This window comes from Ferrimonas balearica, from assembly GCF_019802085.1.
In the GTDB taxonomy this organism is placed as follows: domain Bacteria; phylum Pseudomonadota; class Gammaproteobacteria; order Enterobacterales; family Shewanellaceae; genus Ferrimonas; species Ferrimonas balearica_B.
Genome location: NZ_JAHVHV010000002.1, coordinates 806750 through 828969, shown reverse-complemented (window position 1 = coordinate 828969; position 22220 = coordinate 806750). Strand labels below are relative to the sequence as shown.

23 protein-coding genes and 1 other RNA gene are annotated in these 22220 nt (G+C 63.6%); 13 read left to right on the top strand and 11 right to left on the bottom strand.

Annotated elements, in window-relative coordinates:
- Positions 1 to 35: 35 nt before the first annotated feature.
- Positions 36 to 332 (top strand): Lrp/AsnC ligand binding domain-containing protein, encoded by a 297-nt coding sequence (locus KUV81_RS12185; RefSeq protein ID WP_222544255.1) that lies wholly within the window; start codon positions 36 to 38, stop codon positions 330 to 332.
- A 13-nt stretch (positions 333 to 345) separates the two neighbouring features.
- Here the strand turns inward: KUV81_RS12185 and KUV81_RS12180 are convergent, their stop codons facing one another.
- Positions 346 to 1632 carry a 4Fe-4S binding protein gene (locus KUV81_RS12180; protein ID WP_222544122.1) on the bottom strand — a complete coding sequence of 429 codons (1287 nt, stop codon included), beginning with the start codon at positions 1630 to 1632 and terminating at the stop codon, positions 346 to 348.
- Positions 1633 to 1840: 208 nt separating this feature from the next.
- Here KUV81_RS12180 and KUV81_RS12175 point away from each other — a divergent pair, with 208 nt between their 5' ends.
- The gene (locus tag KUV81_RS12175) at positions 1841 to 2410 is read left to right on the top strand and encodes a TetR/AcrR family transcriptional regulator (protein ID WP_222544121.1); all 570 of its coding nucleotides are present in this window, start codon (positions 1841 to 1843) and stop codon (positions 2408 to 2410) included.
- Here KUV81_RS12175 and KUV81_RS12170 read toward each other — a convergent pair.
- From KUV81_RS12170 to KUV81_RS12160, 3 genes are read right to left on the bottom strand one after another with little or no spacing between them, the layout of a single operon-like run.
- Positions 2400 to 2912 (bottom strand): gluconokinase, encoded by a 513-nt coding sequence (locus tag KUV81_RS12170; RefSeq protein WP_222544120.1) that lies wholly within the window; start codon positions 2910 to 2912, stop codon positions 2400 to 2402. The genes KUV81_RS12175 and KUV81_RS12170 overlap by 11 nt on opposite strands.
- Complete coding sequence (locus KUV81_RS12165) at positions 2909 to 5293, bottom strand: GH36-type glycosyl hydrolase domain-containing protein (RefSeq protein ID WP_222544119.1); 2385 nt, start codon at positions 5291 to 5293, stop codon at positions 2909 to 2911. The genes KUV81_RS12170 and KUV81_RS12165 overlap by 4 nt, the downstream gene beginning before the upstream one ends.
- Positions 5290 to 6654 (bottom strand): MFS transporter, encoded by a 1365-nt coding sequence (locus KUV81_RS12160; RefSeq protein ID WP_222544118.1) that lies wholly within the window; start codon positions 6652 to 6654, stop codon positions 5290 to 5292. The genes KUV81_RS12165 and KUV81_RS12160 overlap by 4 nt, the downstream gene beginning before the upstream one ends.
- Before the next feature lie 153 nt (positions 6655 to 6807).
- Between KUV81_RS12160 and KUV81_RS12155 the strand changes: the two genes are divergently transcribed.
- A complete protein-coding gene (locus KUV81_RS12155) occupies positions 6808 to 7911 on the top strand; it encodes a lactonase family protein (RefSeq protein WP_222544117.1) in 1104 nt (367 codons plus the stop codon).
- An 8-nt stretch (positions 7912 to 7919) separates the two neighbouring features.
- Here the strand turns inward: KUV81_RS12155 and KUV81_RS12150 are convergent, their stop codons facing one another.
- Positions 7920 to 8801, bottom strand: a complete 882-nt coding sequence (locus tag KUV81_RS12150; RefSeq protein WP_222544116.1) for a bile acid:sodium symporter family protein — start codon at positions 8799 to 8801, stop codon at positions 7920 to 7922.
- A gap of 222 nt (positions 8802 to 9023) precedes the next feature.
- On the opposite strand from KUV81_RS12150, the gene KUV81_RS12145 reads away from it, so the two are divergent.
- The 4 genes from KUV81_RS12145 (at position 9024) to KUV81_RS12130 (ending at position 12699) form a co-directional block, all read left to right on the top strand.
- Entirely contained in the window at positions 9024 to 9464 is a 441-nt protein-coding gene (locus KUV81_RS12145; RefSeq protein ID WP_222544115.1) for a YidB family protein, read from the top strand.
- Between the two features lie 97 nt (positions 9465 to 9561).
- Positions 9562 to 9870, top strand: a complete 309-nt coding sequence (locus tag KUV81_RS12140) for a hypothetical protein (RefSeq protein ID WP_222544114.1) — start codon at positions 9562 to 9564, stop codon at positions 9868 to 9870.
- A 185-nt stretch (positions 9871 to 10055) separates the two neighbouring features.
- Entirely contained in the window at positions 10056 to 11672 is a 1617-nt protein-coding gene (locus tag KUV81_RS12135) for a ComEC/Rec2 family competence protein (RefSeq protein ID WP_222544113.1), read from the top strand.
- A gap of 199 nt (positions 11673 to 11871) precedes the next feature.
- Positions 11872 to 12699: a hypothetical protein gene (locus KUV81_RS12130; protein ID WP_222544112.1), complete on the top strand. Its 828-nt coding sequence runs from the start codon at positions 11872 to 11874 to the stop codon at positions 12697 to 12699.
- Positions 12700 to 12775: 76 nt separating this feature from the next.
- Here KUV81_RS12130 and KUV81_RS12125 read toward each other — a convergent pair whose 3' ends face one another.
- On the bottom strand, positions 12776 to 13387 hold the full coding sequence (locus KUV81_RS12125; protein WP_222544111.1) for a YitT family protein: 612 nt from the start codon (positions 13385 to 13387) through the stop codon (positions 12776 to 12778).
- Positions 13388 to 13785: 398 nt separating this feature from the next.
- Between KUV81_RS12125 and KUV81_RS12120 the strand changes: the two genes are divergently transcribed.
- Positions 13786 to 14268 carry a GFA family protein gene (locus KUV81_RS12120; protein WP_222544110.1) on the top strand — a complete coding sequence of 161 codons (483 nt, stop codon included), beginning with the start codon at positions 13786 to 13788 and terminating at the stop codon, positions 14266 to 14268.
- Positions 14269 to 14333: 65 nt separating this feature from the next.
- Here the strand turns inward: KUV81_RS12120 and KUV81_RS12115 are convergent, their stop codons facing one another.
- Positions 14334 to 15395, bottom strand: coding sequence for a linear amide C-N hydrolase (locus KUV81_RS12115; RefSeq protein ID WP_222544109.1), 1062 nt, complete (start codon positions 15393 to 15395; stop codon positions 14334 to 14336).
- 163 nt (positions 15396 to 15558) lie between these two features.
- Here KUV81_RS12115 and KUV81_RS12110 point away from each other — a divergent pair, with 163 nt between their 5' ends.
- Positions 15559 to 16449, top strand: coding sequence for a LysR family transcriptional regulator (locus KUV81_RS12110; RefSeq protein ID WP_222544108.1), 891 nt, complete (start codon positions 15559 to 15561; stop codon positions 16447 to 16449).
- Between the two features lie 54 nt (positions 16450 to 16503).
- Here KUV81_RS12110 and KUV81_RS12105 read toward each other — a convergent pair whose 3' ends face one another.
- Positions 16504 to 16842, bottom strand: a complete 339-nt coding sequence (locus KUV81_RS12105) for a zinc ribbon domain-containing protein YjdM (RefSeq protein ID WP_222544107.1) — start codon at positions 16840 to 16842, stop codon at positions 16504 to 16506.
- Positions 16843 to 16997: 155 nt separating this feature from the next.
- On the opposite strand from KUV81_RS12105, the gene KUV81_RS12100 reads away from it, so the two are divergent.
- Entirely contained in the window at positions 16998 to 17441 is a 444-nt protein-coding gene (locus KUV81_RS12100; protein ID WP_222544106.1) for an Rmf/CrpP family protein, read from the top strand.
- A 102-nt stretch (positions 17442 to 17543) separates the two neighbouring features.
- Entirely contained in the window at positions 17544 to 17780 is a 237-nt protein-coding gene (locus KUV81_RS12095) for a hypothetical protein (protein WP_222544105.1), read from the top strand.
- Positions 17781 to 17857: 77 nt separating this feature from the next.
- On the opposite strand, the gene KUV81_RS12090 is transcribed toward KUV81_RS12095, so the two are convergent.
- Positions 17858 to 18214, bottom strand: coding sequence for a hypothetical protein (locus KUV81_RS12090; RefSeq protein WP_261389351.1), 357 nt, complete (start codon positions 18212 to 18214; stop codon positions 17858 to 17860).
- Positions 18215 to 18744: 530 nt separating this feature from the next.
- Here KUV81_RS12090 and KUV81_RS12085 point away from each other — a divergent pair.
- Positions 18745 to 20184: a YfcC family protein gene (locus KUV81_RS12085; protein ID WP_222544104.1), complete on the top strand. Its 1440-nt coding sequence runs from the start codon at positions 18745 to 18747 to the stop codon at positions 20182 to 20184.
- Positions 20185 to 20269: 85 nt separating this feature from the next.
- Here KUV81_RS12085 and ffs read toward each other — a convergent pair.
- An RNA gene (gene ffs / locus KUV81_RS12080) (signal recognition particle sRNA small type) lies at positions 20270 to 20366 on the bottom strand.
- 148 nt (positions 20367 to 20514) lie between these two features.
- On the opposite strand from ffs, the gene KUV81_RS12075 reads away from it, so the two are divergent.
- On the top strand, positions 20515 to 21057 hold the full coding sequence (locus tag KUV81_RS12075; RefSeq protein ID WP_222544103.1) for a DUF4124 domain-containing protein: 543 nt from the start codon (positions 20515 to 20517) through the stop codon (positions 21055 to 21057).
- Positions 21058 to 21829: 772 nt separating this feature from the next.
- Here the strand turns inward: KUV81_RS12075 and KUV81_RS12070 are convergent.
- The gene (locus KUV81_RS12070; protein ID WP_222544102.1) at positions 21830 to 22036 is read right to left on the bottom strand and encodes a hypothetical protein; all 207 of its coding nucleotides are present in this window, start codon (positions 22034 to 22036) and stop codon (positions 21830 to 21832) included.
- Positions 22037 to 22220 lie beyond the last annotated feature (184 nt).

The window sequence follows — 22220 nt, the reverse complement described above, 5'->3', positions numbered from 1 at the left end:
AAGCCGCGCGGTCGCCACCGCGCTAATCCGAATCAATCCCCGGCCCAGGCCGGGGATTTTTTGTCCTAGCCCAGCACCGGCGCCGGTTTGAGGCGGCCATCGCCGAGATCCCGGAGATCATGGATTGCCTGCGCCTGTCCGGCGACATCGACTACCTCTCCTTCACCCGCTTTCCCGACATCGAGGCGCTGAACCGCTGCTGCGATCGCCTGAGCGACGACCCCAAGCTCTCCATCAAGGCGATCCGCCCCCGCATCGTGCTGGAGCGCTCCAAGTGGTTCTTCGGCTACCCCCTGGACCACCTCAAGTGGCATGACGACAAGGGCGCCTGAAGGCGCCCTTTTTCTAGAACATCGGCAGCCGGTCGAGCTGCTGCCACAGCATCCAGCGCAGCTGCCCGGTGGTGTCGCTTTGCCACAGCCCGGCGGTGTGCACCATCAGCGGCACCAGGAACAGGAAGAGCACCAGAATCACCGTCATCAGTCGCGGACTCAGGGGCAGGCGGTGGCGAGGCAGGCTGACGGCCAGCGCCCCCTTGGCCGGGCAGGCGGCGACGCAGCGCTGGCAGCTGTGGCACTCGTCGCTGTGCACCGTCAACACCTGCTCAACCCGAATGCGTGAGGGGCAGGCCCGGTGACACTTGTCGCAGGCCATCCCCCGCCCCTCCCGCAGGCACAAGGCGGTGTTGCGCCGAACCTTGTAGGGGCTGAGCACGCCAGCGATGGCCATCAGGGCGCCATAGGGGCAGAGGTAGCGGCAGACGCCGTTGCGGCGCATCGCCGCCAGGGCCAGCACCGCCGCCATCCCCAGCAGCATGCCGGTGGAGGGCTGGGTAAAGAGGGCCCACATCTTCAGGTCCGCCGCCTTGTGGTAGGCGCCATCCAGGTAGCGGGCCACCATCATCGCCGGCATCCCCCCCAGCACCAGGTTGGCCAACCAGGCCAGCAGGCCGTACTTCACCAGACGCAGTGCCCAGTCGCTCAGCCAGGCCACGCCCGTCACCCCTCGCTCCAGCCACTGCGGTGCCTGGGCCAGGCGGGTCCGCCAATCCCAGTGCCAGAGCCGGCGCCGCAGCTGGTAAAGCTGCTCTCCCAGCCAGCCCAGGGGGCAGCCCCAGCCGCAAAAGGCCCGCTTGACGGTGAAGCTCAAGCCCACCGCCACCAGCAGCATCACCAGCCCCGCCGGGTGGTGGCTGTCCCACAGCCCCAGGGTCAGCAGGGCCTTGAGCTGAATGAGCGCAGCGATGGGCAGGAAGGCGTCCACCACGTCCGGGCGGGCCACACTGGGCACACCGCTGTCCAGCTGCCAGACGTTAACCGCGTACTGGGCCCCGGCCAGGGCGATGGCCCCCACCAGCAGCCATTGGGTGATCTCGCGCCAGCGGTTCCAATCCCGGGCCTTATGGGCCGGCCCGTCCAGCCACGCCGGCCGGTTTGACCAGCGCACCACCGCCCAAAGCCCCGCGGCAAGTCCCCCCAGGGCCAACCACAGCAGGGGAGCCAGGCTCAGGAGATAGGCCAGGGCCGCCAGGGCGGCGGTCAGCCCGGCGCCGAATCGGCGGGGGCCGGTCAACAGGGCCCAGGTGCCCAGGCCCAAGGCCAGCACCAGGGCCAGGGTTTCGGTGATGCTCATCTTCCACTCCTTAAAACGCGGCCCGTCGGGGCCATGGGATGAGCATAAGGAGGGGGCGCGGGCGGGCGAAGGGACAGATCCGGGCCAGTGTCCCACCGGGGCCGGGCAATCCAAGGTTTTGTGATCCTTGAAGCATTTCCGCTGGTGCATTCAGACGTTGGGGGCTGGGGCGGCGCTATACTGGCGGCAATTCCCAAGTCGAGCCGCCATGACCGAACCCTGCACCCAGCTGCGCATCATCGACGCCTTCCGCACCCTGTTGCGGGAGCGCGATTACGGCCGCATCACCATCGCCGAGCTCATTGCCCGGGCCGGGGTGGGCCGCAGCACCTTCTATCGCCACTTCCGCGCCAAGCTGGAGATCCTGGTGCGGCTGCACGACAGGGCCTTTGGCAGCCTGTTAAGCGAGCTGGACAGCGCCGATCAGTGGCGGGAGGCGACTCCGCCGGCCTCCCTGGTGGCGCTCTTTTCCCGCTTCGAGGGGCGCCGGGCGCTGCACCGCTCCCTGGCCGATGCCCTGGGGGCCGACGGCGAGCCCGCCGCCCGGCGCATTGAGCAGGCCCTGGCCCGGCAGATCGAAGCCCGGTTGCGCCACGCCTTTGCCGATGCGACCTGGGGGGTAGACCCCAAGGCCCTGGCCCTCTCCCTGGCCGGCCTCTACCTGACCCACCTGGCCCACTGGCGCCGCGGGCTGGTGGGGGGCGACGCCGAGACGGTGGCCGCCCTGGTGCACCGCCACAGTCGGGCGCTGGTATGGGATGCGGTGATCAGCGACTGAGCCAACTGAGGGCCCGGTCCAACTGCTGCTGGGGTGAGGCGTCGATGGCCAGGGTCAACACGCGGGGGTCGTCCCGCGCCGGTGGCTCCATCGCCGCCAGCTGACTGGCCAGCAACGCGGCCGGCATAAAGTGTCCGGTCCGGCTCGTCAGTCGGGCATCCAGCAGCCCTGCCTCCCCCTCCAGCCAGATCCAGTAGGCCGGCACCCCTAGGGAGCGCAGCCGCGCCCGGTGAGCGGTCTTGAGTCCCGAATAGGCCAACACCAGGGTCTGGCCGCGCCGGCCGTGGTCGGTCACGGTATCGCACAGCCGCTGCACCCAGGGCAGGCGCTGGGCGTCGGTCAGCGGCTCGCCCCGGGCCATCTGGGCCTTGGCTTCACGGCTGTGCAGATCATCGGCATCGACAAAGGCGCTGCCGGGCAGGGCCTGAGCCAGGGCCTGCCCCAAGGTGGACTTGCCGCAGCCGCTCACCCCCATCACCACAATCAGGCGTCCGCCACTCATCCTTCGACCTCCGGCAACAGCACCGTCAGCTCGACGCATTCCCCCGCCTGAACCGCCAAACAGGGAGCGGCCAGGGGGGCGTCCTCCCGCAGCACCGTCATTGCCCGCTGCCCCGCCTCTCGGCGGTAGTGCACCCGCACCTCGGCGCCGCGAAACTGGCGCACCGCCCAGGCCTCCGCCCAATGGCTGGGCAGTTGGGGGGCGATCTCCAGCCCGTCCCGCCCCCCCTTCAGGCCAAACAGCTGTTCGGTGACGATGCGCAGACACCAGGCGGCAGTGCCGGTGTTGAACAGCTGACTGGACTGACCGGCGGCCTCCGGGTGGTGCTCGAAGGCGCCGCGGTAGTAGTTGGGCAGGTAGAGCGGCAGCTGGCCCTGCCGGGTCGCACGCTCCGTCTCCAGCGCCGGGATCAGCCGGCACAGCTCGGCAAAGGCGCCGTCCGCCTCGCCCTGCTGGTAGAGGGCGTGGATATAGAACATCGCCGCGTGGTTATAGACCGAGCCGTTCTCGGCGCTGCCGGGAAACTTCTGGCACAGGCGGCCGATGTCCTCCTGCATCCGGGTGTAGGCCGGGGCCAGCATCTGCAGGCCATGAGGGGTGGCCAGCTGGGCCGAGACCGCCGCCATCAGCGCCTCTTTGCGCGGCCCCTGGGCGGCCCCGCTCATCAGCGCCCAGCTTTGCGGGTTGAGGTAGATGCGCCCCTCCGTCTCTTCGGCGACGCCGAAACGGCGGCCGCCGTCGGTGATCCCCCGGGCGTACCACTGGCCGTCCCACAGCTCGCGGTTGACCGCGCCGTTCAGAGTCTCCGCCCAGGCTCGCCACTGCTCCGGCCCCAGCTCGATGCCCAGCCCCAAAGTGGTGTCGGCCGCCTCCAGCACCTGGGCCCACTGGCGACAGGCCACCGCCAAAGCCAGGGTGAGCCAGCCGGAGACGCCGCGCCCCTCGGGGCCCACCATGTTCATGGGATCACACCAATCGCCCTGGCCGATGAAGCACAGTCCCCGGGCATCGCGCTGGGACAGGTGCCACAGCAGCGCCCGCTCCAGATGGGCCGCCACCGGCGCCGGCGCGCCCCCATCGAAGGGCACCGGCACCGCCAGCAGCGGGTAGTCGTCGCTCTCATCCAGGTAGGCCTTCAGGGCCAGGGGCAGCCAGATCCCGTGGTCGGTGTGGGGCACCTGGTTGATGTACTTCAGCTGCGCCTCGGCGCTTAAGCGAATGCCGTCGGGCATGGCCCCGCTGGGGGCCTGTTGGCTCAAGGCCTTGAGCAGGGGTTCCCGCCCGGCGCCGGCCTGCAGGTAGTTCAGCCCCTGGTGGTCCTGCAGGTAGTTGCGGGTCTGGGGATCGGTGCTCATGCGGTTGAGCACCCCGTGGTAGTGCACCTGGCGGGGCAACCAGTGGTTGAGAAACCCATCCAGCTTCGGCTCAGGCGTGGTGACCGCCAGCGCCCCGGCCCCGCCGTCGCTGAAGGCGCGGTGGGATTGGGCACTGGCCTCGAACTGGCCCGGCTCGCTCAGGAAGTGGCGGCGCACTGCGGCGATCTCGTCCAGATCCGCCGCGGGACCGAAGGCGAAGCGGTGGGTCACCGAGGCCCCCGGGGCCAGGGTGAGATCAAACTGCAGCGCCGCCGCTGGCACCTCGTAGAGCGCCGTGCCCTGCCCCAGCCCCTCGCCGGCCAGGCCGTCGGGATGGGTCAGTCCCCCCTCCCCTTCGAACGCCTGCTGACGGGTCTCCCAGCGGTCCGGGCGGTGGTCACTCACCAGGTAGGTCAGCGCCTTGGCGGCCTTGACCGCCGGGTACTGGGACAACTTCTGATAGGGGGGCACGCAGTGGGCCACCACGGCGTGCAGTGCCGGCTCAAAACGGGCGGACTGGGCCATCCAGGAGCGGTTGCCGATGGGGAAATAGGGCACCAGGCGCAGCCGCCGGGGGCGATCCGTGGTGTTTTTGAGGCTCAGCTGCCACAGCTCCACCGCGCCGTGCTCCGGCAGGCTGACCGAGAGGGTGCAGGCCAGGTCCAGGGTCTCAATCCGCCAGCGCACCCCCTCCGGCTCGGCCTCGAAACGGAAACTTTGATGGGGGCGGCGTACCGGCTCGTAGGGCAGCGACGCCCGCTCGGTGCTGTCCTGGTCCTGCAGGTAGAAGAAGCGGCCCGGGTGGTGGGCGTAGTAACCCTGCTCCGGCTGCATAAAGGTGGCCGCTTCCAGCGCCGGCCCCTGGGCGTACTTGGCCGGCTCCGGCTGCATAAACTGGGCGCTGGCAAAGCCGCGGCAGTTGAGCTGCAGCAGCATCTCGCGGTTGTAGAGAAAGGCCCCCGCCTTGGGCAGTTCGGTGGGGCTCAACAGCGCCACCCGGCGCCCGCCATCCAGGTGTTCAATCACGCCTCGGCCTCCTTCTCCTGGGCCACAAACAGCGCCTGCTGCAGCCGGTTGAGCTGCTGTGCATCCAAAGGATAGAGGTGGATGATCCACACCGACAGGGCGGCGAAGGCGCCGGGGATGAGGCTCATCAGCAGGACGATGCCCTGACTGGAGGCGTCGCTTTGCACCGCGTTGGCCACGTAGCCGAGGCTGGAGAGGATCCAGCCGATGGTGGCCCCGGCCAGGGCACCGCCCAGTTTCTGGGAGAAGGCCGCCGCCGAGAACACCATGGCGGTGGCCCGTCGGCCGGTGCGCCAGTGGGAGTAGTCGGCGGTGTCGGCGTACATGGAGAACACCAGGGGCGACTTGGGCCCCAGGGCCAGGCCGATGGCGCCGTGCACCACGAACATCAGACCAAGTTGGTCCGGCGGAATGAAGTAGAAGCCGCCGCACAGCAGCGCCACCGCCGCCATCAGCGCCATCAGCAGGCGTCGCTTGTCCCAGAAGCGGGTCAGTAGCGGTGTCAGCGCCGCACCGGCGGCCAGGGAGAGCATGTAGCAGAGGGTAAAGGCGCCGATAAGATCTTCCCGCCCGGCCACGTACTTGAGGTAGAAGGTGCCGCTGGAGGCGCGCAGCGAGATGGTCATCATGATCACCAGCGCCAGTACGAAGAGCACCAGCCAGGGGCGGTTGCCGGCCAGATCTTTGAGATCCTGGCGCACCGAGGCGCTCTTCACCGGGGCGGCCACCCGCTCTTGGGTGGAGAGAAAGCAAAGGGCAAAGAGCACGGCCGCCACAGCGCCATAGAGCACCAGGGTCAGTTGCCAGCCGGTCGCCTCATCCCCCTGGCCCAGCCAGGTGACCAGTTCCGGGGTCAGGTAGGCCACCAGCGAGCCGCCGCTGAAGGCGCCGATAAAGCGGAAACTGGTGAGGGTGGTGCGCTGCTGACTGTCGCCACTCATCACCCCCATCAGGGCGCCGTAGGGCACGTTGATGAAGGTGTAGGCCAGCATCAGCAGCACGTAGCTGCCGTAGGCCCAGGCCAGTTTGCCGCCCCCGTCCAGATCCGGCACCGTGAAAGTGAGCACCCCCGCCGCCGCCAGGGGCAGGGCCCCCCACAGCAGGTAGGGGCGGAACTTGCCGAAGCGATGTCGGGTGCGGTCCGCCAGCGCCCCCATGGCCGGATCTGACAGGGCATCGATCAGCCGGGTCACCAGCATCATGGTGCCCACGGCGGCGGCGTCCAGGCCGAACACGTCGGTGTAGAAGATGAAGAGGAAAACGTCGATGACCCGCCAGTAGATGTTGGAGGCCACATCGCCGAGGGCGTAGCCGGCTTTCTCGCGAAAGCGCAGGGGAGCGCAGGGGCTGGGGTGTGCCATAGGTTGCCTTATTCGTTGTTGTTAAACCGTCAGGAGCCACCACCTAAGACATCCCAAATCAAAATGTAAGCGTTTACATTTTGCATTTCCACTGTCTAAATACTAAAAACCCAAGACTTTTTTCGAACCCGCTTCGCTGACAAGGATGACCCCATGGCCCTCACCGCCGCCTCCGTTCTGGCCGCCGCCCTTTCAACCGGACTGACCGCCCCGGCCCCCACCGAGCCCCAGCGCTTTGTGATTGGCACCTACACCGGCGCCAGCAGCGAGGGGATCTATGAAATCACCCTGTCCCCGGAGCAAAAGACGCTGGCCCCGGCGCAGCTGCTTACAGCCATGGACAACCCCTCCTACCTGGCCCTCTCCGCCGATCAGCATCACCTCTACGCGGTGAGTGAAACTGGAAAAGGCGCGGTGCACGCCTTCGCCTGGCAGGCCGGGGCGCTGCGCCCCCTGGGCCAGCAATCCAGCCAGGGGGCCAGCCCCTGCCACCTGAGCCTGCACCCTGATGGCCAGGCCCTGGCGGTGGCCAACTACATGGGAGGCAACAGCGCGGTGCTGCCGGTGGAGGTCGATGGCGCATTGCGTCCCGCCACCGCTCGGTGGGCCTACCAGGGCCAGGGGCCCAACACCGAGCGCCAGGAGGCCCCCCACGCCCACTACGCCCAGTGGAGCGCCGACGGTCGCCACCTCTACACGGTGGACTTGGGCAGCGACACCCTCTGGCAACAAGAAGACGGCCGAAGCGAGCCGGCGGTGGCGCTCAAATTGCACCCCGGCGACGGACCCCGTCACCTGGCCTTTCACCCCACCCTGCCGGTGGCCTACCTGCTCAACGAACTGAGCAACACCCTGGTGGTGGCCGACAGGAACGTGGAGGACGGTACCCTGTCGGAGCGACAACGTCTGGCCACCCTGCCAGAGGGCTTTACCGGCCACAGCCAGGCGGCGGCGGTGAAACTCAGCGCCGACGGCACCCGGCTCTACCTTTCCAACCGGGGGCACAACAGCCTGGCGGTGTTTGAGGTGAGCTCGGACGGGGCGCTGGTCCTGATGCAGCACATCGACAGCGGCGGTGACTGGCCGCGGGACTTTGCCCTGAGCCAGGATGGCCGTTGGCTGGTGGTGGCCAACGAGCGCAGCGGCCGCTTGGCGCTCTTTGCGGTGGCGGAGGATGGCAGCTTGAGTGACACCGGGCGGTACTGGGCCCTGGATAGCCCAGTGGCGGTGCTGGCGATCGCCTCAGAAGGGGAGTAAGTGGCGACTCACTCCCCCACCGGGGCTCGGCGCAGCGGGCCCCAGCTGCGGCTGTAAGCCACCAGGGCCGAGGCCCCCAGGTACATGGCGATGCTGTAGATCCCGGCGGCGATGGCGTAGTCCGGGGCGCCCATCAGGCTGATGGCGATGAGCATCGCCATGGTGGAGTTTTGCATGCCGATTTCGATGGCCAGGGTCAGGGTGTCGCGGGCGTTCAGGCCCCCCAAGCGCCCCAGCCCCAGTCCCAATGCGGCACAGGCCAGGTTGAGCGCTAGGGTGGCCCAGAACACCCGGTCGAAGTAGGCCACCAGCATGGTCCACTCCTGGATGATCACCGAAACAATCAGCACCAGCAGGAACACCACACCGAAACGATTGAACAGCGGCTCGGCGGTCAGCGCCCAGTCGCGCCACTTCGCCCGCACCGCCATCCCCAGCAAAATCGGCAGCAGCGAGAAAGCCAACAGCCCCAGGGCCACGGTCAGCAGGGAGAACTCCGTCGCCGCCTCGCTGGCGAACAGTTCGACGGCCAGATTGATGATAAAGGGGGTGGTGAACACGCAGATGAGGGTGCTCAGGGCGGTCAGGCTGACCGAGAGCGCCAGGTTGGCCTTGGCCAGGTGACTGATCAGGTTGGAAGTGGTGCCGCCGGGACAGGCGGAGAGGATCATCACGCCGACGGCCAGTGCCGGCGGCAGGGCGAACAGCCAGCACACCGCCAGAGCCACCATGGGCAGCAGCACCAGCTGGCCCAACATCCCCAGCAGGATGGGTTTGGGGGTTTGCCACAAGCGCAGAAAATCCCGCCCGGTAAGACTGAGGCCCATGCCAAACATGATGACCGCCAGCGACAGCGGCAGCAGCAGCTGGGTGATGATCGAGTCCGTCATCCCTGCCCTTTCGAAATGAAAACGCGAACGATTACGTTAGCGGCCCCGCACCGCCCTGGCAAGCCCCGCAAGCTGCCCCGCTTACCCTGAAAACACCGACCAAGAAATAACCCCAGCCCTTTCCGACACCTGGCGAAATGGGCCATATCAGGGCCCTCGGCGGCGCCAGGCCTGGGCTAGGCTTGGGCCTGTTTGACGTCAACTTCCTCAAGGAGCATCGCGATGGACATCGGACAACTGCTGCAGCTGGGGGCCAAGCTGTTTGCCCAAAGTGGCCCCAACACCGGCAATCTCAACCTGGACGACATCACCTCCGCCCTGGCCGGGCTGCTGGGGGGTAACGCCGACGGCAGCGGCATCGATCTGTCCGGCATTTTGGAGAGCCTCAACGGCGCCGGCCTGATGGACCTGGCGCAAAGCTGGCTGGGGGATGGCGCCAACGCCGGCTTCTCGGTGGAGCAGCTGGGCCAGGTGTTCGGCCAGGACAAGCTGTCCGGTTTTGCCCAGCAACTGGGGCTGGACCAGGCCGAGGCGGACAACGGCCTGACTCAGGCGATCCCCGCCATCATCGACAACGCCAGCAGCGGCGGCAACCTGCTGGAGCTGGCCGGTGGCGCCCAAGGGCTGATGGGGATGGTGGGCAAGCTGTTCGGCAAATCCTAAGCCACTCGCTGACTGCACTTCATTGGCCGGGCACTGGGACAGGCTGCGCTTTCTCGCCATCAGGGTACGACCCCGGTTGCCCGGCCAAGGCACTCCCATGCGCCCTGTCCTTTTGGGCCTTACCCTGCTGTTTTGCCCCCTGGCCCACGCGGATAACTGGGTGCAAACGCAGGTCATTTTCCAGAACCAGCCTATCGACTTTGTCCACGCCCAGGGGCGTGTCCACCTTGCCAGTGTCTGCCAGTCGCTGGCCAGCCTCCCCGAGCCTTACGCCCGCTGTCGGCGTCACGCCCGGGCGTTCTTCCAGGCCCGTTGCGACGCCCTGCGTCACTCCCCGCCCCAGACCCCGGAAGCGCTGTCGGAGAAGACCCTGTACTGCCAAGCGGCCCGGGAATTCAGGCCCTAAGCTTCGATTGGGCGCCACGCTCCACTCAATAGCCACCAAGGCCAACGCCATGGACGCTGGACTGTTGGCCAGAGGGGACGCGCCTTATCGACCGCGCTGGTTGATCCGGCGTCCCATCGAATCATCCAAGTCACCACGCCATCAAGCTGAGTCCGTAGGGCGGCGTTAACCGCAAGGAGCACGTTATGCCAGCCAGAGACCCATGGTGGGATGAAGTCATCCAGACCGATACGGCCAACTACTACCACACTGCTCAGCAGGCACAGGCCGACAACAACCCGGACAAATCCCCCAGCAAGGGACGAAAAGGCAGCTTTCTTTGGGGTGATCGGGTGCGGGTAGTTGACACCCAATCCGGCGTGAAACGCGTCAGTGGGCGGGGTGTGGAGTTCTGGGTCAACGCCCGCCACCTCGGCGGCGAACCGTTGCTGGAGCTCTACGTCATCGACGTCGGTCAGGGCGACGGGCTGCTGGTGGTCACCCCCGAGGGGCATCACCTGATGGTCGATGGCGGCAACATCCGCTCCAACCAAAATGGCGGTAAAAACGCGGCGGACTTCGTCGACTGGAAGTTTTTCAAGGATTACCTGTCGTTCCCGGACCGCGACGATCCGGCCCAGGCCAGCATCCAGTTGGATGCGATGATCGCCACCCACAATGACATCGATCATTTCGGCGGGCTGCTCAACCTTATCGACCAGGACGAGAAAGACCAGGCCGAACTGAACTGCACCTCGGTATCCGTCGAGCGGGTCTACCACGCCGGCCTCTCCTGGTGGAAAAAGGCCTCCGGACGCACTTTGGGCCCCATCACCCAGGAGCACTACACCAAGCTTCTCGGTGGCCGCAGTTCGGCGCTGGAGGCGGTGGCCAATCTCGACAACCCCGACAACGACACCCTGAACGGGTCCTGGGGGCAATTCGTCCTCGCCGCCACCAAGGCCAAACGCCGCTCCGGGGCCCCTGCTGACATCGTGCGCCTCTCCCACGCCACTCACACCCACCTGCCGGGCTTTGGCCCCGGCCAGAGCCAGTGCCAGATCCAGGTTCTGGGCCCGGTGGAGGGCCAAGTGAACGGCGAGCCGGCCCTAAAACGCTTTCCCGATGGCGACTCCAAGAACACCAACGGCCACAGCGTGGTGCTGCGGCTCGATTACGGCCAGCGCCGCCTGCTGCTGACCGGCGACCTCAATACCCACAGCCAGAACCACCTGATGGGCCACTACGGCGCCCAGTTCCACCCGGAGTTCAAGTGCGACGTGGCCAAGGGCTGCCACCACGGCAGTCACGACGTCTCCTACAAGTTTCTCGAGGGGATGCGCCCGCTGTGTACGGTGATCTCCTCCGGCGATGCCGAAACCCACGACCACCCAAGGCCCAACATCCTCTCCGCCAGCGCCATCACCGGCCGTCGGCTGGTCGATCTGGACCACGACCGTCTGATCTGCCCACTCATCTACGTCACCGAGGTGGCCCGCTCTGTGTCCATCGCCGAGATTGGCGCGATGAAGGAGTACCCCGCGCCCCGACCCAAATACGAAGCCAGCAAACCCTCCGGGGCCCAGAAGGTGCATAACACCGAGGCCGAAATGGCCCGCTATCGGCTGTTCCTCGGCAGCAGCCAAAGCAAGCCCGCCCAATGGCCCCGGCTCGACCTGGCCAAGGTGGTGCGCGGGCTGCGTTATGGGCTGATCAATGTGCGCACCGATGGCCAACGGCTGCTGTTTGCCCAGTTGGAGGAGTCCGGCAGCGACTGGGCCATCACCACCCTGTCACCGGAGCAGATTGACCAGGCCCGCTAACCGCCCTCCCCCGGCGCGCCCTCAAAGCGCCGGGGCCCTTGCCTACCCCGTCCAATGCTCCCGCGAAACACTCGGCCCAAGCGCGCCACCAAGGGGCCTCGGGCAATCGGTAAAATCGAATAGTGGCGACCGGCAAGGGCAGGTAACCTACTGAACCCTATCGAGTTTCCAAAGCCATTTTATATATAGGATGTTATAAATGCGCCTTGTTCCTCTCGCCGTGCTCAGCGGCGCCGTGCTGATGGGTTGCGGCAGCGACAGCGATTCCCAAGCCCCCGGTCTGACCGACCAGCAACTGATCGACACCATCGAGTGCAGCAATCTGGCCTGGGGCAAGCCCCATCAGCCGGACAGCCCCTGCACCGCCAACTCCTACCAGGCCTGGGCTGACTGGGACGCCAACCTGCAACACTGCAAGGGCCAGTACTGCTTCGAGGATTACTCCCCGGCACCGGCCAACCCCGGGCTGACTCGCTTTCCCCAGGGGCACCTGATCCCCACCTACAGCCTGTACGCCGAAGACCCCCGCTTTGTCCGCGCCATGGACAAAGCCGAGGCCCTGGTGGGCTACAAACTGTTTGACCGGCGCGGCGTCATCGAGCTGGACATCAGCAACTGGTTCGACATCGATTACTCGGATCTGCCCACCGAGTGGGGCTTTATCTGGAGCCAGGGCACCACCGGCGGCAACTGCTCCTCCGGCACCGTCTCCCGGGGGCCCTGGTCGATGAGCCTGGTCGGCAACCTCGCCAACCCGCAGCAAGGGCTGGTACGCAACCTGCCGGGGGAGTTCACCTGGATCAACATCGACGGTGACGAGGAGAACGCCCAGGAGGGCTGCACCGTGATCGCCAGTGACGAGGTGACCCTGCACGAGCTGGGCCACGCCCTGGGGATGAAAAACCACTTCCGCGGCTTTGGCGACGGCGCCGCCTTCGACGCCAACGCCGAGCGGGTGCTGCGCACCATGTACAACCCGCAAAACCCCGAAGGCCAGCCTTTCGACGCCCTCTACCTGGTCGACTGAGCCGCATCTGTGGCCCTAAAACCACAAAGCCCCGGCGCTCGCTCAGAGCACCGGGGCTTTGTTTTGACCAAACGCCTTAGGAGGCGAGACGCGGCTGGGCCAGGTAGCGGCCGGGACGGTGGTTCATCCCCAGCACCAGGTTCATCAGCACAATGCACAGGGTGGAGGCCATCAGGGTTTCCACCCCGAAGAACACGGCAGTGGCCAGCAGAATCAGGCCGTCGAGGCCCATCAGCAGGTAGCCGGCGCGCAAGCCAAAGCGCTCCTGGCAGTAGAGGGCCAGCACGTTAAAGCCGCCAGCGCTGGAGTGGTGACGGAACAGCACCAGCAGGCCCACGCCACACAGCACGCCGCCGATGGCGCCGGCCATCAGCGGGGAGAGCCCCTCGATGGCGATGGCGTTTTGCATCAGCTCCGACAGCCAGGAGATGAGCCCCACGGTGGCGAGGCTCTTGAGGGTGAAGGCACGGCTCATGCGAAACCAGGCCATCAGGTAAAACGGCGCGCTGATGGCGAAGAACAACAGGCCAAAGCCCCAGCCGGACAACTGACTGACCAGCAGCGCCAGCCCGGCCACGCCCCCCACCAGCACCCCCGCCTGTTTCAAGATCACGATGGCGAAGGAGAGCATCATAACCCCGATGCCGAGGGAGAACAGATCTTCTTGAAGGGAGTGGGACGACGTCACTTTTGGGCCTCTTAACTGCGTTGGCGTGTCGGGGTTCGTACTGTCGCATCGGGCGGGTCGATACCCCGCCGGACGGATTTGGCGCCGATCCTAGTCATCCAGCGCCAGTTCACAACCCCCTAACAACGCACTTTCTGCTACCCGGACATCGGATTGGTTCAACATGCTCTGTTCGGCCCGCCCCCGATGGAAGGGTGCTCGACGCAAGGCGTCCCACGCCGCCGAATCCGCCAAACTGCCTACCGGTTAGAGAAAATGCTCTATCGATGAATAAGCGATACTGATGGCCACACAATCTGCCAGCTAAAAAACGGCGATAGCGCCAGGGAGCCAGAGCCTCAATACTGGTAACTCAGCCGGGGGAATCACAGTCGCCCCGAAAGAGTAAGGAGAACGCGATGCACCTTGAAGGCTCCTGCCACTGTGGGAAAGTGGCCTTTTCCGTCGACTCCCCCCACCCCTGCCCCTTTAACCGCTGCTACTGCTCCGCCTGTCGCAAGGTGGCCGGCAGCGGGGGCTACGCCATCAACCTCAGTGGCCACTACCCCAGCCTCAAGGTTAAGGGGCAGGAGCATGTGCGGGTGTACCAGGTGGAGACCGAGGGCCAGCGCAGCCCCCTGCAGCGCCACTTCTGCGGCCACTGCGCCTCCATGCTGTGGGTGTACGACCCGCGCTGGCCGGAGCTGGTGCACCCCTTCGCTTCCGCCATCGACACCGAGCTGCCCATCCCGCCGGAGCACACCCACCTGATGCTGGGCAGCAAGGCCAACTGGGTGGAGGTGGAGGGCCACCCGGACGACCCGCGCTTCGACGAATACCCCAAGGAGAGCATCGCCGCCTGGCATGACCGGCTGGGCCTTACCCACCCCATCGACCGCTAACACCCATAACCACAAAGCCCCGGGCAAAGGCCGGGGCTTCACTTGCGATGCCGAGGTCGGTCGACTTAGCCCTCGATGCGGAACTGGGCCATCACGCCATCGCGCTTCTCCATCCGCTCGGTGATGTCGCCGAACAGGTCCGGGCGATCCGCCGGGATGCTGTAGTTGTGGCCGTCGTTCAACCGCTTCAGATCGACGCTGAAGTGGGTAAAGGTATCGCCGAACTGGTAGCGCAGGTTCAGCACCTGTTGGTCGAGGTTGTACACCACCCCGTAGAGGGTGGCGTAACCGGTCATCACCCCGCCCAGTTCGCGGTTGGCGGCGTCCAGCGGGATCTTGTAGGTGACGCTGTCCAGCTTGGCCAGGCCATTGGTGTAGCTGCTGGGCTGCTCCAACTGCTCGAACATGTAGCGGTTCCAGACGTAACGCTGGGCCGAGTTGATGTTGCCGGGCACGGCAAAGGTGCCGTTCACCTCGGCCTGAGATTGGGGCTTGGCCGCCTCCCAGTTGGCCAGGTGCTCGGCAAAGGTGGGGCTGTTGGTCATCACGCTGTACTGCTTGCCGTGATAGATCTTCCACTCACCGTCGATGTATTCCAGCACCGCCGAGTCACCGCTGGCGTCCTGCAACGAGTAGTGGCCGCGCATCGCCATGCCGTTGTGGGTGAACTGCTGGATCTGCAGGCTGTCAATCTGGGCCAGCGCCTCCTTCACCGTGGCAAAGCTGTCCAGCAGGTAAGCCACGAAGCGCGCGTTGACGATCTGCTGCTTGCCGGCCTGCTTCTCCCCGGGCGCTTCCTCATCCAGGTAGAGCGCATTGGCGGAAAACCCCACCTCGTTGAAGCCGTCCACCAGGCCAACGCCGTAGAGTGTGGCCCCAATGGAGGCGTACTTCGCCGTCCACTGGAGGGCATTGTCGCCATCATAGCCACGGTAGCTCTGGCCCTTGGCGCGCACGTCGATGGTGGGCTGATTCTCCTCCATCCAGTCCATGGTGCGGGAAACAAACACGCCGTGGTCTTCGGTTTCCCAAACGATTCGGGAACAGGCAGACGCAGCGGCGGAAAAGCCGGACAGGGCAGTGGCAACGGACGCTGCCAGCAGCAGTTTTTTAGAGCAGTGAGCCATGGGGTAGCCCCTCAGTGTCGGTGAATATGGGCCCTATTGTAGGAATCACCACCCGCATGTAATCTCGCTACTGTTGGACATTTTCCAACAAAGAGGCTCAGCCACCCGTTGAGCCTTCAGCGTGAGCCAACCGCCAGCCCCAAAGACGCAACCGGAGAGTGGGATGCCCAGAACCAGTTTTGATCAGCTCAACGCCTTCGTCGCCGTGGCAGAACACGGCTCTTTCAGCCAGGCCGCCCGAATGCTGAGAAAAGACCGCGCCACCTTGCACTCCCAGGTGGGGGATCTGGAGATCGACTGGGGCGTCACCCTGTTTGAGCGCAGTGGGCGCTCACCCAAGCTCACCGCCGAGGGACGCAGCCTGCTCAGCCAGGCCCGCCACATCCTCTACCAGCTCAATGCACTAGAGAACGCCTGCGATGCCATCAACCAGGGGCACGAGCACGAGATCACCCTGCATCACGACATGTCAGTCCCCTGCGAGATGATCCGCACGCTGGAGCAGGACGTGCACCGGGCCTTCCCTCACACCAAGCTCAACTGGCTGCATCGAAGTCGGGAAGAATCCATCGAAGCCTTGGTGGCCAAAACAGCCGACTTCGCGCTGATGCTCAACGCCGGTCAGGTGGTGCCCACGGAGGGCTTAAGCTTTATCAACCTGGGCTACCCCCGCTTCGCCTTCTTTGCCCATAAGAGCGCGCCGCTGGCCCAGCAGGACAGCGTCTCCCTGGCGGACCTGGAGCGCCATCGACAGTACATCGCTGAGAATTTTTCCGGCATCCTCAAAACCCAGCTGGCGATGTCCGCTCAAACCGCCCTGGTGAGCAATACCGATGTGCTACTGGCGCTGCTGAAAAACGGCGGGTACGCCCTGCTGCCTTACCACCTGGTGGATGCCGCGCCTTATAAAGGCCAGTACAAACCCCTACCGCTGGACTTCATGGTGCAGGATGCCCGGGTGGGTTACGTGCTGCTCAGCCTCAGCCGCGCCTCCGGGCCAGCCAAGGCGTTCCTGCAACAGCGGATTGAAGCCGCATTTCGACAGATGAGATAGAACAGCAGGCGACTCCATGGCCAAGCGAAACGCCCTGCTGGAAAGGCACGGGCCTTAAGCCCGCTTTACAAACTTGGCCGTCACCATCATCTCGCCGGCGCCATCGAGCTTGCAGTCCAGCTGGTGATCTTTGCCCTCCACAATGCGGCGGATGCGCCCCTTGGTGCCGATCTTCAATACCGTCGAGCTGCCCTTCACTTTAAGGTCTTTCACCAGGGTGATCTTGTCCCCCTCCGCCAGCGTGGTGCCGTTGGCGTCCTGCACACTGAATTCCGGCTCCTCGCCCGAGGTGTCCGCCGGATTCCACTCATGGCCGCACTCGGGACACACCAGTTGGTTCTGGTCCGGATAGACATGCTCAGACTGACACTCGGGACACGGAGGAAAGGACATGATGGGGCTCGAATCAACAGAAAGTGGCGTACAGGATACTGGCTGCAGGCCCACCGCGCCATTGGCAACAGAAACCGTTGAAATTTAAAGACTCTTTACTAGAACGTACGCCATAGACGAAGATGGCCATTAAGCCCATTGCCTGACGCTAAATCGTGACCAACAAAGAACAACAACGCCATATCGCCCTGGGGCGACACTTGAACCGGGTGTACTGGCTGGAAACCCGCATCGACCGTTTCTCCGACAAACTGGTGAACGGCGCCTCCTGGAAAGCGTTAATCCTCGTTTTCCTGTTTGTCTGGCTGTTCTACCCGGAGCAGCCCACCAAGGGCGTGCTGATCGCCGGCGGGCTGTACCTGCTTGTGGGCCTGTCCCTGGTGGGTCTGGGTCTTGCACTGATTGAATACGGCTCCCGAGTGCACGACCGGGTGTACAACGGCTACCAGTCGGTACGCGCCGACGGCGAGCAGGCCTATGCCGCCGGGCAAAGCGCCGAGGATTGCCCCTACGCGCCTGAGTGTGAGGCGCGCCAACGGCTGGCCAAGGAGTGGCTCAAGGGGTTTGAGCGGGCCCAGAAGCAGGCCGAGGCGCCGTAAGGGCGCTCAGCGTGATGGCCCTGGCTCATCGGAATTTGACGTGAAGGCCGTCAATGAAAGAGGTTAGAGTGGCGTGACCCCCAAGCCCACAGGAGTGCCTCTGTGACCGACGCCAGGCTCATCGTGATCCTCAAAAGCTGCATCGCTTTAGGGCTGATTCTGATATTGCTTGGGCTCTACCTGCACAACTTCAGCGACACCATCGAGGCCATGGGCGTCACGGGGATCATCATCAGTGCCATCTGCGTCGCCGTCGGCATGGTGCTTTCCCTGCCCACCAAGATGTACCTGACCTTTATCCTGGTCAAACGCGAAGCGGACAAAGCCCAGAAGCGGTAACGCCCAGAGAGGGGACTGCTCGGAAGCGCACTGGGCATCTTCGCCAGTGCGCCACCATGGCACAGCCCCCTGCAGCGCTACTTTGCTGCGTCGGCTTCGCGCGCTGAGCCTACCCACTGGATGATCTCGCCCGCACTGCGAACGGCGCGAGCCCGATCCACCACCTCTCCAGAGGCAGAAAACAGCAGAATGTCAGAGGAGCGAGCCCGGTATTGAGTCTGGAACTGCTCGCCGGCCGGAGAGCCAACTCGGGCGATAAGAAAGAGCGCGTCATCGCCAATCTGGCTTCGGGCCGCATTCATCTGCTCTGTCTGGGTGTTGCTCGAGGTAAAGTTGGGGTCATACACAAACACCACCGCCGGTTTTCCCGTACCTATCTCCTCATGCGTCGCTTTGAATCCTTTAGGCATCGCGTTGAATACCAGTACAGCCAATAGAACCAGCGCGGCGATGACGCCAAGCTTTATCCAGGGGTTGCGGCGCGTTGACGTGTCAGTGTGATGCGGTTTGATAGCGGGATCCTCTCATCTGGGTTCATTAGCCGTTGTTTAATATACCCAAACCGCCGCGACCTTGCTTCGACTCTGCCTCGGCCACCGTGACCACAGCCGCATTTCAACAGGAGGGTGCACAGCTCGCCACCAAAGCTGGCAAAGGGCCATACAAGAACGCTAACTTGCTGTCACATCGGCTTGAAGGGTTGGCCCACGCCAAGTGATTCCATCAGCAGCACGCCTTCGCCCCTTTGTTGTGCCGAAACGGCTGAGGCCCCCGAAGTGCTTGATTCGACTAGGCAATCTGGATACCTCGAATAGTTGTCCTCGGGTGCACATTCAACTCGGCAAAACCTTATAAAAACCTGCTAACGCACGATAAAGATCCCGTTTGCAAAAAGCCTTTTCTTATTCTTTTAACCGATTACACTGGCAATTCGCTCAAAAGGCTGTTTTTGGACAAAGAGAACATGAAAAAAACAACAAAAACAAAGAAAGTTCCACATACCCTTGTTTTGCTCCTGGGCATGATGCTGGTGGCCTACATCGCCACCTGGTTGGTGCCTCAAGGGGCGTTTGAGATGGTGGCGAACGACTCCGGTCGCCTTTCCGTGGTGCCCGGCACCTACCATGCCGTCGAAACCACCACCAGCATGACCCCCTGGGATCTGTTGCAGGTGATCCCACGGGCCTTTGCCGCGGCGCAAGACGTGATCTTCTTTGTCTTGATCGTCGGTGGCGTACTGGCAGTGGCGCGGGCCACCGGCACCGTGGATGCGTTGATTGGCCGCATGCTGGAGCGCTTTGGCGACTCGCCGCAGAAGCTCATCTTTGCCGTGGTGTTTGTCTTTGCCATGGCCTCCAGCAGCATCGGCACCGCCGGAGAGTACATCCCCTTTGTGCTCATTCTGGTGGCCCTGTGTCGGGCGATGAAACTGGATGCCATGACCGCCGTGGGGATGATCGTAGCCGGCTATGGCATCGGCTATGGCGTGTCGGCGTTTAACCCCTTTACCGTACTGATCGCCCAGCAGATCGCGGAGATCCCGGCCTACTCCGGGCTCGGCCTGCGCCTGGCCATCTTCGTGCCCTTCGTGCTCATTGGTTTCCACCACGTTTGGCAGTACACCAAGAAGGTTCAAACAACCCCGGGCGCCTCTATGATGGCCGGCATCCCCTGCCCGCTGGGTGACAAGCCTGCCCACAACTACCCGCAGTTAAACGGCCGCCATAAGCTGATCCTGGCCAGCTTCGTGGCCACCCTGGCGATTGCCGTCGCCGGTATCGCCACCCAGGGCTGGTACCTGTACGAGCTGGGCGCAGTGTTTATCGCCTGGGGCATTCTGGTGGCTATTATCGGTAAACTCAGCCCCGATACCGCCGCCAACAAGTTCATCGAAGGCACCTCCGAGCTGGTGATGACCGCGGTGCTGATCGGCGTGGCCCGGGGCATTGCCCTGGTGATGGAAGATGGCCAGATCCTGCACACCCTGGTGCACGGGATGAGCCTGCCCCTGTCTTACGTCAGCGCCGAACTGTCCGCCGTCGGCATGTTGCTGATCCAGACCCTGCTCAACACCTTTATCCCCTCCGGCTCCGGCCAGGCCTTCGTCACCATGCCGCTGATGGCGCCGCTGGGTGACCTGGTGGGTGTGCCGCGTCAGGTGGCCGTACTGGCTTACCAGTTTGGTGATGGCTTCTCCAACATGATCATCCCGACCAACGCGGTATTGATGGGGATCCTCGGTATGGCGGGCGTGCCCTACAGCCAGTGGTTCAAGTTCTGTCTGCCACTGATGGCCAAACTGATGCTGGCCTCCGTTGTGGTGTTGGTGGCCGCCACCATGTTCGGCTACGGCCTGGATGTGCAGCCGCAAGTCAGTGCCATGGTGGAAGCCGCTAACGGCTGACCATACACCAAGGCACTGGAGGGGATAACCGCCTCTATGCCAGCAGGAAAAACGCGCCCAAATGGGCGCGTTTTTCTTGGATGTGGCACTCCAGCCGCATCCCGGCACATGCGTCCTCCGCGTTGGCTGCTCCGTTCCGGGCCTGATCAGGTCAACGATTTAGCATTGCAAGAGGACCGGAGATTACACCGACCGACATTAGACATTTAATCAACCGAGTTACCGAATTTCCCCCCCATCCCCCTCCTTTCAGTCACCAGGTCGTGGTACGTTACCCATTCAACACAAGGACGGTGTTGTGGGAACCCCAGGTACCGAGGAGCAACCGGAATGCAATGGAATCTAGTGCCTGCTTTGCTGCTTTTGGCAGTACCGGCAGTGGCCGAGGCAGAAGTCTATAAGTGCACCATCGACGGCAACATCATCTATTCGGACGACCCCTGCCCGGCTGGCGCAGAGTCGAAGATCATCGACCTTGAGCCCCCATCCGTCATTCCAGACAATAATCCGTCCCTCAGTCGTTACCCCCAATCTCGCCAACAGCAGGGCAAGCTAACCATGAGCGCAAGTGACGCCATTGTCGTCGAACGCTCTAGCTGTACGAATAAGGGGCGCTACACCATTCATTCTGGCTTGCTGCGTAACATCAGCAGATACTCGACGTACAGCGCCAAGATGACCACGCAGTTCGTGTTGGAATCGCCACTGTCGGACTTCACCATGGACTGGGGGAAACAAACCAAGACCACTAGGCTAGGCCCTGGTCAAACGTGGTCCTTCAAACTTCAGTCTCGCGTGCATGATGACGGTGACGAAACCAGCTGCGACTATCGGCTCAAGGTCAAGTTCATCGACAGTGTGCTCAAGCAATAGCGCAGTCGCCCCAGCCCCAGACAAACACCCATCAAAAAAGCCCCAGGTTCGATGCCTAGGGCTTTTTGCTTTCAATAACTCAGGCCGCGTGAGTCCTGCTATGGTTCTCGACTTTGAGAACGGCGGTGGTGAGTGTTGGATACCACTACCATCCCAAGCGCACTGATAACACCCACTATCCACAAGACACCGTCCGAGGCATCTAGCAGTTTTGCTGCGATTAGTGGCAGCAGGAATACACAGAAAATTAGCAGCGTAACTGCCAACTCACGGCTATTGATTCGGCTTCCCATATCACCTGCCAAGTTCATCGAGTTATTGCCTTGTCCTTAGGTTTACCAAATTTGAGGCAAAAGTTCATTACGTTGAGCGACTGGCCACAAGGTTCAGAATCATTGACCCCGTTCACCCTGATGCCCCCACATTTTTGCTCTTGCTTTTCGCCGACTTGGAGGTGCCCGAGCGCAATCGATTTGCACAAGGCTGAGGGTCGGGACGACCCGAGAGGTCAGCGGAGCCAGGGATGGCGACTCTGGCCGGTGCCGCAGTGCGAGTCGATGGAGCGAGGATAAGCACCGACCGGAGGCCCAGGGATTCCAAAGGGCGAAGCCCTTGGCGGCCGCCGGGCCGCTCCCGGCAAAAGATCTTAGTGCCCCACCTCCAGCCTATCTCCATCTTTGCCGAGAAATAGCGGAGCAACGAAACGGTACTCGCCCGTTGAGCCATAAAGCGAAAATCGGGCTGACGCCCGATTTCTTTTTCAAGACTCCACTTAGTCTTTGTATTTTTGCCCCATTGAGTCTTCGAGCTTTCCGTCAAACCCGCGAGTATACTCGGTCCCATTTTGGTCAAAGTAAATGTGGTCGCTCATTCCGTCATCTTCTTTAGCGCTCACGCGGAGTTTCTCTTCCTTATCGTCGTCCGCAATCAGATCAAGCACAACAGATAACGCCTTCCCGGCCATAGACAAATAACTCACCATTACCTCCTTGCAAACACGGCAGCCATTTCAAAAGCTACGTCAGGCGTATACCCATTTCAAGCTGCAGAAGAATAAAAGTCATTTAATGTCATACAGTTAGTGTCTTGCCCTGCCATTCAGGGGCTTTACGAAATTAAAAAGCCCTGAGCACAACGCTCAGGGCTTTTTTTACATCCGGCCA